We start from the raw sequence: 18,469 nt of genomic DNA, 5'->3' as shown, positions 1-18,469 counted from the left end.
AAGCCAATATCTTTTTCTGCCAGCTCATCAATGAGTTTAATCAGGTCACTGGCTAACCGCCCTAACCTATCCAAATCCAAAACAACCAACACATCGCCTTTTCTCAAATAGTTGAGACAATCATCCAGACCCTTACGTTGAGAATTACTGCCTGATGCTTTGTCTTCAAAAATTCGCTCACAGCCGATTTCTTTCAAAGCATCAACTTGACGATCCAATAATTGTTTCCCTTCAGATGTTTAAACCCGGGCATAACCGATGAAACCCATGGTGTAATTCTCAAGATAAATTATAGGTTGTCATGAATAAAATTTATCATAACTTAAAGTTATGATAATTCAAAATATTAGAAAATAAAAATTGCGAATAATAATTGACTTTCGTAATTTATCGATATCAGAAAAAAACTCAAAATTTACGCAAATGTTTACCTTGACAAAAAGTTACAGATAGCTGATTGGCAAGGCAAGCAACTCTGTCTTGCCGGTATGATTGAGCATGAACAACATCGGCTCAGCACTTGCTCGTGCCAATTGTAGTGGGTCTTCAAAGTTGATGTATTGATAATATTTACTTTGACTCTGTGCAATATGCTTGAGCAAGGTTAATTTACCGAATTGTCTGGCGCCTGTCATTATAATGGCAGGGCATTGAGTGATAAGTGTGGCTAAGACTGAATGAAGATGATTGGGATATACATAAGGAAATCATTCTAAATTTAGTTCAATTTCATATTGTAAATGAAATTGAACTTAAAATAACTTAATAAAAAACTATGACTGTGGCAATTTGCCACATTTTTTTATTTGGAAATAATCGCTATTTGTTGCCTAATCTTATATACTATCATACACGTTTTTAAATGGTATCGAACACAGATGATAAATAAAAACACTAAGATAATAGCCGTTGCTAACCATAAGGGCGGCTGTGGCAAAACGACGACCGTGGTTAATCTTGCAGCGGAACTCGCTAAACTCGGTTCATCCGTGCTTGTCATTGATCTTGACCCACAAGCTAACGCTAGCCTACACATTGGAAAAGAACACCCTAGTGAAGTCAGTGTGACTATTGCAGAATTACTATTGTCAGAGCCCGAGAAGTTACCCCTTGCGATTCATGAAGATACTTATCTTGAAGGGGTATCTTTAGTTTACGGTTCTTTAGCACTGGGTATGACAGAAGATAAGCTAAAAGAAGACACACCGCGTCCTTCTGAAGAGTTGCGTGACAAAATATCACCACTTATAGGTTTGTATGATGTTATTTTGATTGATTGTCCACCCAGTCTTAAACTTTTGACCAGTAATGCTTTAGCAGCTGCGACCGATTTAATTATACCGATAGAATCGGGATCACAGTACGGTATGTATGGCGTGACTGACTTAACACGTCATCTACAAAAGATTCATCGCATAAATCCTAATCTGAACTTGCTGGGTGCATTACTGATTCGTCATGATGAACGTCAAACCGTCTGTAAACTGATTGAAAGCTCAGCCAAAGAACAAATTGGAAAGCTTATTCCAGTTAAGATTCCAACCAGTACCAAAATTAACCAAGCCGCCATGGCGCAAACCAGCATTCAGAAAATCGACCGTTCCTCCAAAGTCGCCCGCGAATTTCGTAAATTAGCTGTTTGGGTAGCAAATGAGCTATACCTCAAAACAGATAATTCTGATGTAGAACTCCAGGCTACTAAAGGAGTTGATGATGAGTAAAGATATAAAAACATTATTGGCTCAAAAATTAGCTGATAACAACGCCCGTCATGCCAATGCCAACCAATCGACCTATTTAGATGTCGGTAATGAGTTAAAACGATTACCACTTGATAAAATCAAGTCTAATCCTTTTCAACCCAGAACAGTATTTGATGAAACAGAAATCGCCAATCTTGCAGAATCCATCAAAGAAATGGGACTGCTACAACCCATTACCGTACGAGAAACAGGCTTAGGCGATTATGAGCTGATTGCAGGGGAACGCCGTTTTAAGGCTCACGAACTTCTTGGCAAAACCCATATCGATGCGATTGTGTCACGAGCAAGCGATAGCGAGATTGCCATTTTAGCACTCGCCGAAAATGCCAGTCGTGAAGATTTGTGCGATTATGAAATCGCTCAAGCACTGCGTAATATCGAGAAACATTTTCCCAATAAATCTCGCCTTGCCGAAGCTGTCGGTCTTGACCGCAAGGAAATGTACCGCTATCTTGCCTATCACGACTTACCAACATCATTTTTGGATAAAGTCGCTACCAAGCCAAAATTATTATCCCGCTCGGCAGCGTATGACATTAAACAGGTATTGAATCAATTCAAGTTTTCTGAACAACAAACTGATGAAGTTCTAAGTCGTGTTTGGGAGTTACTAGAGTTAGGTAAGTTGGAGCAAGGCAGAATTGCAGAATTTATTCAAAGCGAGTCTTTAAAAGAACTTAAATCACAAATTTATTATCCACCAGTTGCCGCGCCTGACATCAAACCGATTTTATCAGGCGGTAAACCCATTGGAAAATTTCATCACAAAGGCAAAAAGTATGTGGTCGAAATCAATGCCAAAGACTTAGACCAACAACAACGCACTGAGATTGAACAATTTATCGAAACGTTAATGACAAAAAATGTGTCATCTTAAACTTTCTATCCAAAAAAGAAGAACTGTGGCAAATTGCCACACTTTTTAACTAATCATGAAAAATCGAAACTGTGGCAAATTGCCACAGTTTCCAAACAAGAGAAAATTATCAATGTCTTTAACCGAGCAAACCAGCGAACAGAGCTACCAAGACTGGCTCAATCAGCTCAAAACACAGATTCGCTCATCTCAACAACGAGCTATACTTGCGGTTAATCAAGAACTGGTGCTGTTATATTGGCAAATCGGACAAAACATCCTACAACGTCAAAACCAACAAGGTTGGGGTGCAAAAGTTGTTGACAGACTATCCAAAGACCTATCCGCCGAATTCCCAGAAATCAAAGGCTTTTCTACTCGCAACCTAAAATATATGCGCAAGTTTGCCGAAGCATGGCAAGATAAGCAAATAGTGCAGCAGGCTGTTGCACTATTACCATGGGGTCATAATCTTGTACTATTGGATAAATTTTCTGACAATGAAACAAGACTATGGTACGCCCAAAAAGCCATTAAGCATGGTTGGTCACGCAATGTCTTAGTCCATCAAATAGAAAGCAGTTTGCTGGAACGTACAGGACAAGCCGCTAATAATTTTTCGCAAACATTGCCAGAGATACAGTCAGATTTGGCGACTCAAACTTTCAAAGATCCTTATATTTTTGACTTTCTCAGATTTGGCGAAGCCTATCATGAACGAGAATTGGAAACCGCTTTAACCCAGCATATTATGGCATTTTTACTCGAGTTAGGGACAGGTTTTGCGTTTGTTGGCAAACAGCGGCATATTGAAGTTGGTGGTGACGACTTTTATATCGATTTGCTTTTCTATCATCTGCAACTTCGCTGTTACGTTGTCATCGAATTAAAAACTGGCGATTTTAAACCTGAGCATATCGGGCAACTCAATTTCTACGTGACTGCAGTCGATAGGCAACTCAAAACCGAACATGACACATCAACAATAGGCTTGTTACTTTGTAAAAGTCGTAACGAAGTCGTGGTTGAATATGCACTCAATCAAAACCCCCAGCCGATTGGCGTTGCAGTTTATCAATTAGAAAAAATGTTGAATGAGTTAGAGTTAGACAAATAAAACTGTGGCAAATTGCCACACTTTCCCAAAACTTAAAAAACAGAAACGGATGTTCCTATGAGCGAAATCTACGAATCTGACATCGAACAAATAGCTATCGAACAACTCCAAGCCATCGGCTATCGCCACGTTTAAGGCGTCGATATCGAACCCTACGGCATAAAACCGCTACGAGCCTATAGCCAAGTTTTGCTCCAAGACAATGTCCTGCAAGCTATCGCTACCATCAACCCACAACTTACCCCAGAACAATGACTTGAAGCCTATTAGCGTATCAGCCAAAATAACCAACTCACCACACCCAATAATGTCAGCAATAATTTAGCCTTATGTCAATGGTGTTCTACACAGGCAAAATCGTGCTTGCCATGAATAACCCAACCGTGGTTATATTGACCGACCGTAACGACTTAGACGACTAGCTTTTTACTACATTCTCGGCATCGGTTGAATTGCTTAGGCAATCTCCAAAACAAGCCGGAGATCGAGAGCAGCTCAAAGAACTACTTAAAGTCAATTCTGGCGGTGTCATTTTTACCACCATTCAAAAATTCCAGCCAGAAGACGGTAGCAATGTCTATGACACGCTGTCCGAACGCCATAACATCATCGTCATCGCCGACGAAGCACACCGCTCGCAATATGGCTTTACCGCCAAAGAAGTCGATGTCAAAAACGATGCTGGTGACGTGACAGGCAAACGCACGGTTTATGGTTTTGCCAAATATTTGCGTGATGCATTGCCCAATGCCACTCATCTAGGCTTTACAGGCACACCGATTGAAAAAAACGATATCAACACCCCAGCGGTGTTTGGTGATTATGTTGATATTTACAACATCTCCCAAGGCGTTGAAGATGGGGCAACGGTGCGGATTTTCTATGAATCACGGCTTGCCAAAGTGGCGATTAGTGACGAAGGCAAAAAATTGATAGCCGACTTTGATGAAGAATTTAACGAAGATGAACTCACCGCCACCCAACAAGCACGAGCCAAATGGGTCAAAGCCGAAGCCTTAATCGGTAGCCATGACCGTATCCAAGCGGTCGCTGCCGACATCGTACAACATTTTGAACAACGCCTATTTGCCAATGCCAACCAAGGTAAAGGCATGATTGTTGCCATGTCTCGGCGGATTGCAGTGGATTTGTACAATGCGATAATTGCATTACGCCCAGCGTGGAGCGGTGGTGATTTATACGACGGCGTCATCAAAGTGATTATGACCTCATCGGCAGCAGATGGGGCAGCTCTTGCCAAGCATCATACAACGAAAAAAGACCGCCAAATTTTAGCCAACCGTATGAAATACCCAGAGGATAAGCTCAAACTGGTTATCGTGCGGGATATGTGGCTAACAGGCTTTGACGCTCCCAGTATGCACACGCTTTACATCGATAAACCGATGAAAGGTCATAACTTAATGCAAGCGATTGCCCGTGTCAATCGGGTGTACAAGGATAAAGCAGGGGGCTTGATCGTTGATTATCTGGGTATTGCTGCCGATCTGAAAGAAGCCTTGAGCTTTTACTCAGATGCTGGCGGTAAGGGCGACCCAGCCGTGGTGCAAGATGAAGCCGTCATTATCATGAAAGAAAAACTGGAAGTGTTAGACGGCATTATGCACGGTTACGACTATCACAAATACTTTACCTCAGACACCGCTGAAAAACTCAAAATCATTCTCGAATCCGAAGATTTTATCTTAGGCATTGAGCAAGGGGAAGGAAAGACCCGTTTTATTCGTGCCGTAAGCTCGCTCAGTCAATCTTTTGCCCTAGCCGTACCCCATCCTACCGCAATGGAAAATGCACCCCTTGTAGCGTATTTCCAAGCGGTTAAAGCATGTCTTGCCAAATTTGACGAAAATTCACCCAATCCAATAGGGATTAGCGACACCGAATTAGAAACCAGAGTCAGACAAACAATCGACCAAGCCTTGGTCAGTGAAAAGGTCGTCGATATCTTTAATGCCGCTGGTATTCAAAAACCTGACATCTCTATCTTATCTGATGAATTTATGGAAGAAATGCGAGATTATGAACACAAAAACATCGCTCTAGAAACTCTTAAAAAACTACTGAATGATGAAATAAAAGTGCGAGAGCAACACAGCGTTACCCAAGGCAAAAAGCTCATGGAGATGCTCAACAACGCTATCAAAGGCTACCAGAACAAAGTCTTAACTGCAGCTGAAGTAATTGAAGAGCTTATTAAGTTAGCCAAAGAAATCAAACTATCTGACAATTTAGCCAATGAACTTAAACTCACTAATTTTGAATATGCGTTTTACTCTGCGGTTGCCGAAAATGACAGTGCCAAAGAACTCATGGGTAAAGATAAACTGCGAGAACTCGCCATTGTTTTAACATCAACCATTCGTAATAACATAAGTGTTGATTGGACAATCAAAGAATCTGCTAGAGCCAAAATTCGTACTGTCGTAAAACGTTTGCTCAGGAAATATGGTTATCCACCTGATATGGAGCTTTTAGCTACAGAACTCGTATTACATCAAGCAGAGGTAATTGCTGATCAATTAGTTAGCTAAAAAAGCTCTATATTTTATTTACTGTTTTTGATAAAAAAATAAGACGACGTTTCATTACCTCACTATTTTAATGAGAAAATTAGGTTTTTAATGTTTTTAAATACTTTTAATAGTTTTTAAACAAGCCGCAAGTCGCCTATACCAAGGCTTATATAAGATATTAGACGACATTTAATTACCCATAAGACGACATTTAATTACCCATAAGACGACATTTAATTACCCATAAGACGACATTTAATTACCCATAAGACGACGTTTAGTTACCTTAAATAAAGATATCTAAATATATATTATTAGACGACATTTAGTTACCTTAAAATTTTTAAAATAATAGGACGACAAATTGTTACCTCAGGATTGATTCAGATAAATTTATTATAAGACGACATTTTATTACCAATTTAATTCCTAATGATTCATATAAAACGCATAATATATCTGTTGCGTTTAAACGACATAAAAAATATAATCGTCTTAAATAAGTTTTTAAAATAAACTCAAATGTCTAAATCTTCAACTCAAAAAGATATAGTCGTTAAGTCTAATAGACTTAATTCTGCACTTCAAAATTTAAGCCTAGCTGAAATACGAATTATCCAATTAGCGATTGTAGATGCTCGTGAAAGTGGAAAAGGTCTAGATCCATCTACGCCTTTAACAATTAGTGCGTCACGCTATGTAGAGGTATTTGAAACTACGCGACAAAATGCCTATATGAGGATTAAAGAAACTGAAGAGACATTGTTTAATCGCCGATTTAGCTTTATTGATGAAGATGGTCTACTGGTAAAAAGTCGTTGGTTGTCTCAAGTGCGGTATTTAGATAACCAAGGTGAAATTGAATTATCTTTTACGCCAGCGGTAGTCAAGGGAATTAGCAGAATTGATGGTGCAGTTGATTTTTTTACTCAGTATTCTTTACAACAAACATCTGGTTTGGATAGCGCTTATTCAACTCGGTTATATGAATTACTTGTTCAATGGAAAGCGGCAAAAAAGACCCCTTTATTTGAATTAGAAACATTTAGAGCGCAGTTAGGATTGCAAGAAAACGAATATGCTAGGATGTTTGATTTTAAAAAACGTGTCTTAGATATGGCGGTTAATGAAATTAATAAAGTGACTGACTTAAAAGTGTCCTACCAACAAATTAAAGAGGGACGGAGTATCATAGGATTTATTTTTACGGTAACTTTAAAAAATAAAGAAGCACCATTAAAGGATGTAAAACGTGATACCAATACCCTCGATATGTTCGTGCCAATGACCGATAGTCAGCGTTACCATTTTGCAAAAAAGTTATCCAAGCTTCATGAATTATCTTACCTTGCTAAAGGGGAGGCAGGTCGAAACTATGACGTGTTTGCCGAACAAATTGCCAATGAGCTTTCAGATCCTGAGCGAGTTAAGTTTTATGAAAAGTACTTAGTGCAAGTAGGATTTAAAAAATCAATTTGAAATTTAGGATTAATGAAATTAGCATAGTCATACCAATTATCAATATGACGACCCTATTATGACCGTCACCATCCTTCACCGACTCGAAGCCCAAAGCTACCAACCCATTCCTTTGTTTTTAGAAGCCATTCCAGCAGGATTTCCCTCACCTGCTGAAGGGTATGTTGAAGAATGTGTGGATTTAAATGACTTGTGTATCGATCATCCTAATGCCACTTTCTTAGTCAGAGTCGATGGGTTGTCGATGATTGATGCCGGTATCTATCCCAATGACTTGCTGGTGGTGGATCGGAGTCTTGAGCCCCAACATGGCGACATTATCGTCGCTCGCTTATTTAACGAATTCACTGTTAAAGAGCTCAATCTTTATCCTTATCCAAGTTTAATTGCCCATAACGAATCCTTTGAAGACATTACCTTAGTCGGTGAAATTGACTTTGAAGTATTTGGTGTGGTCACTAATGTCATTCGCCCTATTGGTCGCGGCACTAAACGTCCTATCTACAAGTAAGTTTTCATTTCATCTAATTTCTTATCGCTGTTTACAACTCACACGACGACCATCGTCGTTTAATCGTTATTTGTCATTTCGATGTCTTGCTTTTTTTTCTACACTAAAGACTCATTTTTGATTGTCTTAGTACGTATGTATGCCTTAATTGATTGCCATAGCTTTTATGCGTCTTGCGAAAAACTGTTTCGTCCTGACTTAACACATCGACCGGTCGTGGTGCTATCTAATAACGATGGCTGTGTGGTGGCTAGATCGGCTGAAGCGAAGGCATTAGGGATTAAGATGGGCCTCCCTTACTTTCAGATTAAAGACTTTCTACAGCAGCATCGTGTTGCAGTATTTAGCTCCAATTACGCCTTGTATGCTGATATGTCAGCGCGGGTGATGAATACACTTGAACAGCTGTGTCCTGACGTGGAAGTGTATTCGATTGATGAAGCGTTTTTATACCTAGGTCGCTATCCAGCGGCGCTTAACGATTTAACAGCTTACGCCAAGCTCATTAAAACTACCGTTGAGCGTCATACTGGCATTCCAGTAGGGGTTGGGGTAGGGAAGACCAAGACCTTGGCGAAACTGGCCAATTACGCTGCTAAAAAGTATCCAGCGACGCAAGGGATTTGTGTGTTAGACAAGGAAAGCTGGATTGAGCGGCTGATGGCTATCACACCGGTTGAAGAGGTATGGGGGATTGGTCGTCAGCATACCAAAAAGCTTCACAGTCTAGGTATTACCACGGTTGAGCAGTTTGCCGCGATGCCACATAGCTTAGTGCGTCAGCATTTTAGTGTGGTCATGGAGCGGACCAATTTAGAATTGAATGGGGTGATGTGTTTAGGTTTAGAAGCGGCAATGGCTAAACAAGAGATTGTGTCATCGCGTTCGTTTTCTAAAAAAATCAGCGAACTTGAAGATTTAAGCCAAGCGGTGATGGGTCATGTGTCTAAAGCGGCCGTTAAACTGCGTAAGCAGCAAAGCGTGTGTAAGATACTGGTGGTGTTTGCCAAGACCAGTGCCTTTAACCCCAATGAGCCTTACCAAAGTATTCGTGGTCAATATCAGTTTATTAATGCCACCTGTGATACCCGGGTGATGATTGCTGGCGCTAGACAAGTACTAGAGCGGATTTATAAACCTAATTTAAAGTATGCCAAAGCCGGTGTCATGCTGTGTGCGATTCAAGATCAAGCTACCATCGTTGATGATTTGTTTGAGAAGCCTGACTTCTTAAAACAGCAGCAATCACAAAAGCTAATGGCAGTGATGGATGCCATTAATCAGCAGATGGCGCACCAGAGCAAAGCTCAAGCCAAAGGTTCATCTAAAGGCAATGGTGGCCGATTGTATATTGCCAGTACCGGCATAGCCAAGCAGCAAGACTGGCAGATGAATCGAGCGTTTTTAAGCCCAAGCTATACCACCAAACTGTCTGATTTATTAACTGTGCATTAATTTAACCAAGAGAATCCTGTATGTGTGCCAACTTTCAACCGATTACCCAAGCGCAAGCTTCACGCTTTACCAATCAGCAGTTAAGCTTTGACTTTAAAGACGATATCTATTCAGGCTATGAAGTCCCCTTGCTGTTTGCTAACCTCTTATCAAATACGAGTGGCGATCCTGCTGAGTGGCGATTTGCGATGTTTGGTATGATTCCTAAATGGGCCAAAGACACCAGTTTTGCTAAACACACCTACAATGCCCGTAGTGAAACCGTTGCCGACAAACCGAGTTTTAAACATGCTTGGTACAATAACCAGTTTGCGTTAATTCCGGTACAAACCATCTATGAGCCTAAATACATTAACGGAAAAGCGCATCGCTATGGCATTCACCGCGAAGACAATGAACCTTTTACCGTGGCTGGGTTATATGAGATGGTAAAAATTGGCGATCAATTGATTCGCTCCATGACTATGCTCACTATTAATGCCGATCAGCATCCGTTTATGTCCCAGTTTCATAAACCTGAAGATGAAAAACGCTCGATTGTGGTGATTGAACCTGAGCATCGAACGGATTGGCTTAACATGACGCATGAGAACGCGTTTGAGCTACTTAAACCGATGGGTGCTGGGTATGTAGCAAAACATCGGCCAAAGCCGTCAAAAACGCATGACAGTGCGCCTAATGAAGATTTATTGGATTTACTGTTGCCTAAGTCGTAATAACATATGGGGATGGACGATTTAAACCATCAGCAGCAAATGAGTGGCTTGCCTAATAAACAACCTATCAGTCATTTGACCAAAGATGAGCAGATTGCCGTCATCTTTGAGCGGGTAGCTGCCTATAACCAAACACATGACACCAGCAAACCCTTGTTCTTTGATACCGAAACCACCGGAGGCGGCAGGGAAGACCAAATCATCGAAATTGCGTTCTGTGATAGTGATCGAAATGTGATTATCGATACGCTGATCTATACCGATAGACCGTCTAGCCCAGGCGCATTTAAGGTGCATGGTATTCATCCTCATGAGCTGATAGGTAAACCTACTTTTATCAATATCCAACCCGCGATTGTGCAATTACTCAAAGGACGCACCTTGTATGCCTATAACGCGAGTTTCGATATTCGTATGATGCGGCAATCGGGTCATAAACTTCGCTTGCAGCAAGCTGAAGTAAAATGCCTGTGTAAGCAGTTTGCTGATTTTATCGGGCAATACTCACCGTATTTTAAAGCCAATCGCTATTTTAGCCTAAGCAAGGCTTGCTTGCATTTTGGTGTAGAACATATCAATGCGCATCGAGCTGAGGCCGATGCGTTAGCCTGTGTGACTGTGTGGGAGGGGATGGTGAAAAGTCATCATTGGGATTATTGAATGACGTATCATATTAAAATACAGCTATGTAGTAGGGAACAGAGCAACCTAATTAATAGGGTTGCTCTTTTTTATTGTGCTGGGATTCGTCATCATCTACATACAAAATAATATCACCTGGTGCGCAATCTAAATACTTACATAATTTATCAATGGCATCGATATCAATTTTTATCACATCATTGTTATACAAACGATAAAGGGTCGAACGACTTATATCCAAATCTCTATCAATATCGGCAACTTTAAGACCACGTTGTGCCAATAAAACAGGCAAATTTATCTTTATCACAATAAAATCCCTAAAAATGAAAATAAATACTTGATTTAGGAATAAAATAATATTAACATAGTTCCTAAATTAGGGAATAAATTTTATTTTTAGATATAAATTCCCAATTTCAACTATTATCCCATACTTGAGATAATTTTCCAATCGAACAACAAAAAATTCAAGGAGCACAAAAATGCACCCGAACCCCGTCATCCAACACATCTATGACCAACTTGACCAAAGAAAGAACCGCCTACAGCAAATTAATAAGCTTACAAGCCAACTAATCAAAGAACAGCGGATACAACCAGGGGACAACCTTTACCTGTTTCTAGGAATCATCAAACGCTGCAACAACACCCAAGCCATTCAAACATGGATTTCAGAAGTATTAGACGAAATAGACGTAAACGACGACCAAGAAAAATACCAACAGCTTGAACATAAATTTCTAAAACTTATGCCAGAAATAGCATAGAACAAGCCCCCTTAACAACCGCTAAAATCACAAGCCTAACCTAAAAAAAGGACAATCATATGGACTACAAATACCTCGCAAAAAATCACATCAGTGAACAACAAACCATCATTGTGCGTGACTACTTTGAAACCCCACTAGAGACTCACGGCAATCATTTAGATCACATCACACATATCTGTCAGTATTACAACATCAGTGCACCGTTACTTAGCGAAATGGTCAGCCATTTCAAAATCTATGACACCCAAACCCACTGTAGAGAGTGCAACATCATGCGACAAATCTACGAACCAACCTATAACTATCAGAACCAGAAATTCAATTGGATATGCGATGACTGTCATCAATTCATTCAACAGCGATCCAATCGCAGTTTTTCATTGGCGCAATATTATAATGAAGACGATGACTGTCCCTTCTAAAATCTTATCCGCCCAAATCATTTTATGAATGCCATCATAAAAAACATAAAGATCCTGCTTAAAAAAGACAGCTAACGAAAATGAACTGGCTGTCTTTTTCAAAAGAACCATCTCAAAAATATTTAACCCACAACAGACCCACACTAAAGATTCCACCAAAAAGATTGTACCGATCCAACCAAATTCACTAAAAATTTCTACTATCTTTAGCAAATCATACTCTCTTTCAAATAATTAAAAGAATAGGGGTGGATTTATCGAAAACAAATTTATCCTACATAGAAAGTCTCACAACTCATCAAAGAACTATCACCAACTCAGATACAGAACCGCATCAATTTCATGAGATGACAACCAAAAATTAGTATGCTAACCTAATCAATATAAAGGTTCGGAAATCGACATAGCCAGCACATGCAGAGACACCAAATTTACTAACGTAAATTGACTGTCTCTGCGTCCTGGCAAAGGGGGCTTGCCCCCTTTTGAAACCCCCAGCACCCATTTATCTCTTCACATAGTTGCGATTAAAATGGGTGCTTATTGGGGAGACCCCAAACCCCCTTTAACCAAAAATGGACTTCATAAAAAATAGATAGGCACTAAAAATGGCACAACAATCAGCCGAAAAAAAGCAAAGCCAGGACAAAGTATCGGTAAAAAAATCATCAAAAAAACTACGAGATAAGCGGCTTAACATTCGCTTTAGTGACGAAGAATTTTCTATGCTCGAAGCCAAAGCTGAAGGGATAAGTTTGGCTCGCTATGCTCGTGCAATTTTAACTAAGGGAAAGGTGACAAGACGTGAACGGGATTTTCCGACGATTGACCCAAGACTATTACAACAACTGCACGCTATGGGTAAAAATTTAAATCAACTCGTCCGTTATACCCATGAGCAAGCCAATGCCAAACGTCCGATTGATACCCTAAATTTAGCACTAGCCATTGATAATATGGCTGAACAATTGGCTAGGTTAAAAGCTCAGTACCAAGTGCCAGAAAATTATTTTAGGGCAGTTGAAGATGAGGATGTTGCGACTGAAGCAAATGACTCTGCCACGGATAACCCAATAGAAAGTTCACCCATAAACAATGGCAATCTAAATAATCATGTGATTGGATGATGAAATGCTGCTAAAGTTTTTCAAGCGAGGGGGCACCGATGATGATAGACGCACCTTAGGTGGCAGTGCCGTTAAAAATTATCTACTGGGTACCAACGATCAACCTCGTAAAAAAGCGCGTTTACTATTGGGTGATGCTGATGAAGTCACTGAGATTATTAATGGCTTGCCATTTGCCAAAGTTTATACCTCAGGCTGTCTAAGCTTTCATGAAGATGACAAACTCACCGAAGCTCAAAAGTTTGACATCATGGCCGACTTTGAAGCCATGATGTTTGTTGGTCTTGAACCGTATCAATACACCAGTTATTGGGTTGAACATACGGATAAAGGTCGGGTCGAGCTTAACTTTGTCTTTCCTAATGTTGAGTTGATATCGGGCAATCATCTACAAGTCTATTATCACAATCGTGATTTGAACCTTGTTAATAGCTGGAAAAATTTGACCAATGATAAGTATGGTTTTATCAATCCTTCTGATTTAGAAAACCGTCGGGATGTGACTCCCAGTATTGGTCCAAATCTGTTGAAAGACTGGGATCAGTCGAATAAGCAAAAAATTATCGATAAGCTCAAACACTACCAAAGCATTGAGGATTTTAAACAACAACTCACCGATGTGGTACTAACTCAAGCGGCATTGCGACAACAAACCGATGAGCCTTTAACCTGTCAAGATGACGTTGCAAAATTGCTTGAAGACTTCGGTTTCGAAATCTCTCGCAGAGGCAAAGACAGTATCAGTATTAAAAACCCTGACCCCACCAAAAAAAATATAAAACTTAAAGGTGTCATTTATGAGCGAGACGTCACCCAATCCATTATTAGCTACATTGCACAACGCACAGGCCCAAACCAAGCAGCAAATCCAATCCCAGCAGGAACAAGAGAAGACCAGCTTAGAACAGCAGAAACAATTTTTCCAAGCGAGCTTGAAAAACGTCGAGAACGACATTATCAGCGGTATGACGAAAATTTGCGAGCTGCTCGAGCAGTATCAAAAGAGCAGTCGAAGCTTAAGCGACAGTCATCTAAACCAGCATCAAAGCTGGCTCAATCAGACCTGTCAGACCTTGGAGAGCGCCAAACAGGCCTTGCTTGGGATGTTGGAGCAAATGGATCAGCTCAAGCAGCAGACGAGCGACGATTATCAGCGAATTCAAACTCACCTGACGGAGCAGGGCAATCAACTGCATCAAGCCATAACCAACGAGACAAAAACCACCCTGCAGCATCACCAACAGCAGCAACAAACCCTACGGGCGCAGATGGAGGCGAATCATCAAGCGGATATCGAAGCTATCGAGGACAGCCAACAACAGAGCAGGGCGCTGATTGGGCAAATGGCACGCAACAAACTGCGCCTAGGAATCGTGATGGGCAGCCTATTGGGGGGATTGATACTGCTGATGCTGATTCTGACTCTGATGAATTACAGCCAGTACCAGGATTGGCAAGAGACCAAGATCTTGGTCGACCAAAGTCAAAAGGAGCTAAGCTTACTCAATCAACAAATCAATCGTACACCACTTCAATATCAAGCCCAAGCCCTTACGGATATCCAGGCGGTGTATGGTGGTGGTATCAATATCACTCCCAAAAATCCAAAAAACGCCGTGTGTCAGAACAACGGTTTTGGCTATCCGACTTTATTTATCAGCCAAAACCCGTATTACCGTCCCAATTAGAGAAAAATAACCATGCAACCCATTACCACCCAGCAACTCATTACCGAAAGCTTAAACAAGCTGTCGAGCGATTTGTACAGCCAAGTGAGCCAGACGCTCAACCAACTCAAGCAGCAGCAACCGCAGACAATCGACAAGATGGTACAAAAACATCTGGAATTGATGTTGCCCAGCTTATATCAACAACTGTTAGTACACCTCGACCAACAGATACAGCAAAAAACCCAGCAACACAACCAGCAAATCAACGAGTACTTGAACGAATTAGACAAGCTTCAGACCGCCGAGATAGCAACACTGAAAAAAGGACAAGAAGAATTTCAAAAATTGCAAGACAAGATCCAATTAACCTTGACCCGCTTGGATGTTATACAAATCGTCGACGAAAGCGAGTTCGAAAAGTCACTGACAGATTTAAAGGCTTCGATAAAGACATTACAGAGCAGTATATCGCAGAGCAACAGCGAGCAGCAAAGCTTAGAAAGCTTAATCAGCGAGCTAGAAACGTTAAAAACGGATTTAGTGGACAAAGTGAGCGAATTGACAAAGTTGCAGTCGGATTTAACCAGTTACACAATGCAGTTAAAGCAATTATTGAGTTGATCATCAATTTACTCAAACGATTATTTAATAGCCTAAGCAATCAATTTAGCAATGTGGTTAAAATCAATACTGAGACCAAGCAGCCATTATCGCCTCCACAGAAAACCGATTATGTTAATAGCCGTCCACAGAGTTTGGGCTGGTATAATGAGCTCAAAGATGAAGTTAAAACGCTGCAAAAGAGCGCAAAAATGATAACGTACCAAGATTTAGAATGAGATAATGTGAGACAAGAAAGATTGGTATTTAACATAATCAAAGATGGGCGAAGTCAAATTGAATTAAGTTCTAAGTCTAAAATGTTCATAAAAACATTCAAAAATTTGTTTATTTCCTTTATTTGTGTTTTTATGGTCAGTACATAAAAACTTTAACCTATTTAATCAATTAGGAAAATTATGGCAACGACTTTTCATATAGCAGGTGTCAACGGTAGTATTGACGGCAATGGCGAACAAACTTTGGTGATGATACATGGTTGGCCCGATACCCAAGCACTGTGGCAAAACCAAGTGGCTTTCTTTAAAAATGACTATCGTTGCGTCACCTTTACGCTGCCTCTATTTGATGAGCCACAGGCTCGCCCCCAGGTTTTTTCATTAGAAGACATCATTGATACCATTCGTCAAGTGATTGACTATGTCAGCCCTGACAAGCCGGTGATATTGATGGTACATGATTGGGGTGCTATTTATGGCTATCAATATGTGGTACGTTATCCAAAGAAAGTCAGCCGCTTAATTGGCATTGATGTGGGTGATGCCTATAGTGAGGAGTTTAATGCTAGTTTAACGATTAAAGATAAGCTGGTGATTGCAGGCTATCAGCTGCCATTAGTGATTGGTTTTCGTTTAAATGGTAGCATTGGTAATAAAATAGCCAGAACAGTAGGCAAAGTCCTAGGAGCACCTGCGGCATCTCAGACGATCCATGCGAATATGGGCTACCCTTATTATGTGGCGTGGACAAAGGCAAAGGGCGGTTTTAAAAACTTACAATCGATTAACTTTACCTGTCCTTACCTTTTCGTCTATGGCACACAAAAACCTACCATGTTTCACTCTGAAGCTTGGCTTGTTAAAATCACGCAGCAACCTAACAATCAGGTGAGCGGGTTTAAGACATCACATTGGGTTACTGTCGATAAGCCCACACTGTTTAACCATACGGTATTAACATGGTTACAACGACTTGACTGATGTATGCTGAAGAAAACGGAGGAATTTATAAGGTTATTTTTCATTATAATACTTAATAATATTGAAAATGGATTAGGCAACTAATTGATTTTAAAAATATTATTTTAACATAACAAGTATTGGGCAAGTTGAGTTTGAAGATGAATCAGTTAACAATAGTGCTGTCGTAATAGGATAAAATATACTTCCTTGAATCTAAAACAAGCCAGTGACTCGCTAAGTAAAACTGCACGGATGCTTAAAATGTATTACCAAACCCCCAGTTTAGTAGTCAAAACATTAAACGCAATTCATTTTACCTTGAAAAATCAGCGTTTGTCTGATTAGCTAAAAACTCTTATAGTGACGCTTCAAGTTTTTTAACAAAAGCGAATCAACTATGAGCCAAATATTTGCGCAGGCAACCCCACGAACCCAAGCGCCATACCGTAACGATGTAGTAGGGTCATTTTTACGCACTGACGCCCTAAAAAATGCCAAAACCGAATTGCAAACTGGCAAAATCAACCAAGCCGCATTTGACAGAATCCTAAAAGACGAAATTCAAAATCTTGTGAATCTACAAAAACGCCATGGACTGCACGCCGTGACCGATGGTGAATTTAGCCGTGTGTGGTGGCATTTAGATTTTTTAGCGGGGCTAAATGGCATTGAGATGATTAGCCTTGAAAAATTTCCTGTTGCGTTTAAGGGTGCGAAACCTAAGGGTAACACCATTGCCATTGTGGGTAAAATCGATTTTAGTGACGACCATCCCTTTGTCAACGCCTATCAACTTTTAAAAGATTGTGCGGGTAATTACCCAACAAAATTCACCATCCCATCACCCAGTATGCTGCACTTATTGGCTTGTATACGTGATGAAAATTACCAGCCGATTGAACTTTATCAAGAAGAAAGCCAGCTATTTGATGACATTGCTAACGCATACATTAAAGCGTTAAACAAATTTTATGCATTAGGTCTACGCAATTTACAACTTGATGACACAAGTTGGGGGCAGTTTTGCTCGCTCGATAAACGAGCGGAATTTGAGGCTCGTGGTATTGATTTGGACAAAGTTGCTAAAAATTATGTGACGGTGCTCAATCGTATTGTAGATGCCAAACCTGATGATATGCAAATTACCATGCATATTTGTCGTGGTAATTTTCGTTCAACTTGGTTTTCTGAAGGTGGTTATGCGCCTATTGCTGAGGTGTTGTTTGGTACCTGCAGAGTAGATGGTTTTTTCTTGGAATATGATAGTGAACGCGCGGGAGATTTTGCACCGTTACAACATATCAAAAATCAGCAAGTTGTACTAGGTCTAGTCACGTCAAAAACAGGCGACTTGGAAGATAAAAACGTTATTATTGAGCGGATTAAAGAAGCAGCCCAGTTTGTAGATATTAACCAGTTATGTATAAGCCCCCAATGTGGTTTTGCCTCAACCGAAGAAGGTAATATTTTGACTGAAGAAGCTCAATGGGCAAAACTCGATTTAATTAAAGAGATTGCTGATGAGGTATAATACTCCCCGAAAACTAGACCAAAAAATTGCAGCAAATAAGATAGAATAGCCCTTAAGAAAAGAGGTCTATC

The 18,469-nt window shown here is 40.3% G+C and carries 17 protein-coding genes and 1 pseudogene; 15 read left to right on the top strand and 3 right to left on the bottom strand.

Features of this window, described 5'->3' with window-relative positions; genetic code table 11:
* Positions 1-218, bottom strand: a 218-nt coding sequence (locus ACH0AB_RS10915) for a recombinase family protein (RefSeq protein WP_406878158.1), incomplete at its 3' end; no start/stop codon positions are given.
* Positions 219-443: 225 nt separating this feature from the next.
* Positions 444-635, bottom strand: coding sequence for an AAA family ATPase (locus ACH0AB_RS10910; protein ID WP_007115655.1), 192 nt, complete (start codon positions 633-635; stop codon positions 444-446).
* A gap of 243 nt (positions 636-878) precedes the next feature.
* Here ACH0AB_RS10910 and ACH0AB_RS10905 point away from each other — a divergent pair, with 243 nt between their 5' ends.
* The 9 genes and pseudogenes from ACH0AB_RS10905 (at position 879) to ACH0AB_RS10865 (ending at position 11,091) form a co-directional block, all read left to right on the top strand.
* On the top strand, positions 879-1,721 hold the full coding sequence (locus ACH0AB_RS10905; RefSeq protein ID WP_406878157.1) for a ParA family protein: 843 nt from the start codon (positions 879-881) through the stop codon (positions 1,719-1,721).
* Positions 1,714-2,640 (top strand): ParB/RepB/Spo0J family partition protein, encoded by a 927-nt coding sequence (locus ACH0AB_RS10900; protein WP_353552429.1) that lies wholly within the window; start codon positions 1,714-1,716, stop codon positions 2,638-2,640. The genes ACH0AB_RS10905 and ACH0AB_RS10900 overlap by 8 nt, the downstream gene beginning before the upstream one ends.
* A 112-nt stretch (positions 2,641-2,752) precedes the next feature.
* Entirely contained in the window at positions 2,753-3,736 is a 984-nt protein-coding gene (locus ACH0AB_RS10895) for a PDDEXK nuclease domain-containing protein (RefSeq protein ID WP_239743932.1), read from the top strand.
* A gap of 329 nt (positions 3,737-4,065) precedes the next feature.
* Positions 4,066-6,288: pseudogene (locus ACH0AB_RS10890) on the top strand (type I restriction endonuclease subunit R); the annotation flags it as partial.
* A 504-nt stretch (positions 6,289-6,792) separates the two neighbouring features.
* The gene (gene repM, locus ACH0AB_RS10885) at positions 6,793-7,749 is read left to right on the top strand and encodes a replication initiation protein RepM (RefSeq protein WP_065252193.1); all 957 of its coding nucleotides are present in this window, start codon (positions 6,793-6,795) and stop codon (positions 7,747-7,749) included.
* 58 nt (positions 7,750-7,807) lie between these two features.
* On the top strand, positions 7,808-8,260 hold the full coding sequence (gene umuD / locus ACH0AB_RS10880; RefSeq protein ID WP_076777055.1) for a translesion error-prone DNA polymerase V autoproteolytic subunit: 453 nt from the start codon (positions 7,808-7,810) through the stop codon (positions 8,258-8,260).
* A 117-nt stretch (positions 8,261-8,377) separates the two neighbouring features.
* The gene (locus ACH0AB_RS10875) at positions 8,378-9,715 is read left to right on the top strand and encodes a Y-family DNA polymerase (protein WP_406878156.1); all 1,338 of its coding nucleotides are present in this window, start codon (positions 8,378-8,380) and stop codon (positions 9,713-9,715) included.
* Between the two features lie 20 nt (positions 9,716-9,735).
* Positions 9,736-10,431 (top strand): SOS response-associated peptidase, encoded by a 696-nt coding sequence (locus ACH0AB_RS10870; protein ID WP_406878155.1) that lies wholly within the window; start codon positions 9,736-9,738, stop codon positions 10,429-10,431.
* Between the two features lie 12 nt (positions 10,432-10,443).
* The gene (locus ACH0AB_RS10865) at positions 10,444-11,091 is read left to right on the top strand and encodes a 3'-5' exonuclease (protein ID WP_406878154.1); all 648 of its coding nucleotides are present in this window, start codon (positions 10,444-10,446) and stop codon (positions 11,089-11,091) included.
* A 52-nt stretch (positions 11,092-11,143) separates the two neighbouring features.
* On the opposite strand, the gene ACH0AB_RS10860 is transcribed toward ACH0AB_RS10865, so the two are convergent.
* A complete protein-coding gene (locus tag ACH0AB_RS10860; RefSeq protein ID WP_040403339.1) occupies positions 11,144-11,383 on the bottom strand; it encodes a helix-turn-helix domain-containing protein in 240 nt (79 codons plus the stop codon).
* Positions 11,384-11,558: 175 nt separating this feature from the next.
* Between ACH0AB_RS10860 and ACH0AB_RS10855 the strand changes: the two genes are divergently transcribed.
* The 6 genes from ACH0AB_RS10855 (at position 11,559) to ACH0AB_RS10830 (ending at position 18,398) form a co-directional block, all read left to right on the top strand.
* Positions 11,559-11,843 carry a hypothetical protein gene (locus ACH0AB_RS10855; protein WP_353552427.1) on the top strand — a complete coding sequence of 95 codons (285 nt, stop codon included), beginning with the start codon at positions 11,559-11,561 and terminating at the stop codon, positions 11,841-11,843.
* A gap of 59 nt (positions 11,844-11,902) precedes the next feature.
* A complete protein-coding gene (locus ACH0AB_RS10850) occupies positions 11,903-12,268 on the top strand; it encodes a hypothetical protein (RefSeq protein WP_007115667.1) in 366 nt (121 codons plus the stop codon).
* A gap of 608 nt (positions 12,269-12,876) precedes the next feature.
* Positions 12,877-13,395 (top strand): plasmid mobilization protein, encoded by a 519-nt coding sequence (locus tag ACH0AB_RS10845; RefSeq protein ID WP_007115668.1) that lies wholly within the window; start codon positions 12,877-12,879, stop codon positions 13,393-13,395.
* Positions 13,396-13,399: 4 nt separating this feature from the next.
* Positions 13,400-15,904, top strand: a complete 2,505-nt coding sequence (locus tag ACH0AB_RS10840; protein WP_406878153.1) for a relaxase family protein — start codon at positions 13,400-13,402, stop codon at positions 15,902-15,904.
* A 180-nt stretch (positions 15,905-16,084) separates the two neighbouring features.
* Complete coding sequence (locus ACH0AB_RS10835) at positions 16,085-16,885, top strand: alpha/beta fold hydrolase (protein WP_406878152.1); 801 nt, start codon at positions 16,085-16,087, stop codon at positions 16,883-16,885.
* A gap of 379 nt (positions 16,886-17,264) precedes the next feature.
* Positions 17,265-18,398, top strand: a complete 1,134-nt coding sequence (locus ACH0AB_RS10830) for a 5-methyltetrahydropteroyltriglutamate--homocysteine S-methyltransferase (RefSeq protein ID WP_406878151.1) — start codon at positions 17,265-17,267, stop codon at positions 18,396-18,398.
* Positions 18,399-18,469: the final 71 nt, after the last annotated feature.

The sequence above is a fragment of the Moraxella sp. 179-F 1C4 NHS genome, from assembly GCF_045370505.1.
Taxonomy (GTDB): domain Bacteria; phylum Pseudomonadota; class Gammaproteobacteria; order Pseudomonadales; family Moraxellaceae; genus Faucicola; species Faucicola tetraodonis.
Note: the sequence above shows the minus strand (reverse complement) of the source record. Positions and strands in the feature narration are given on the sequence as shown.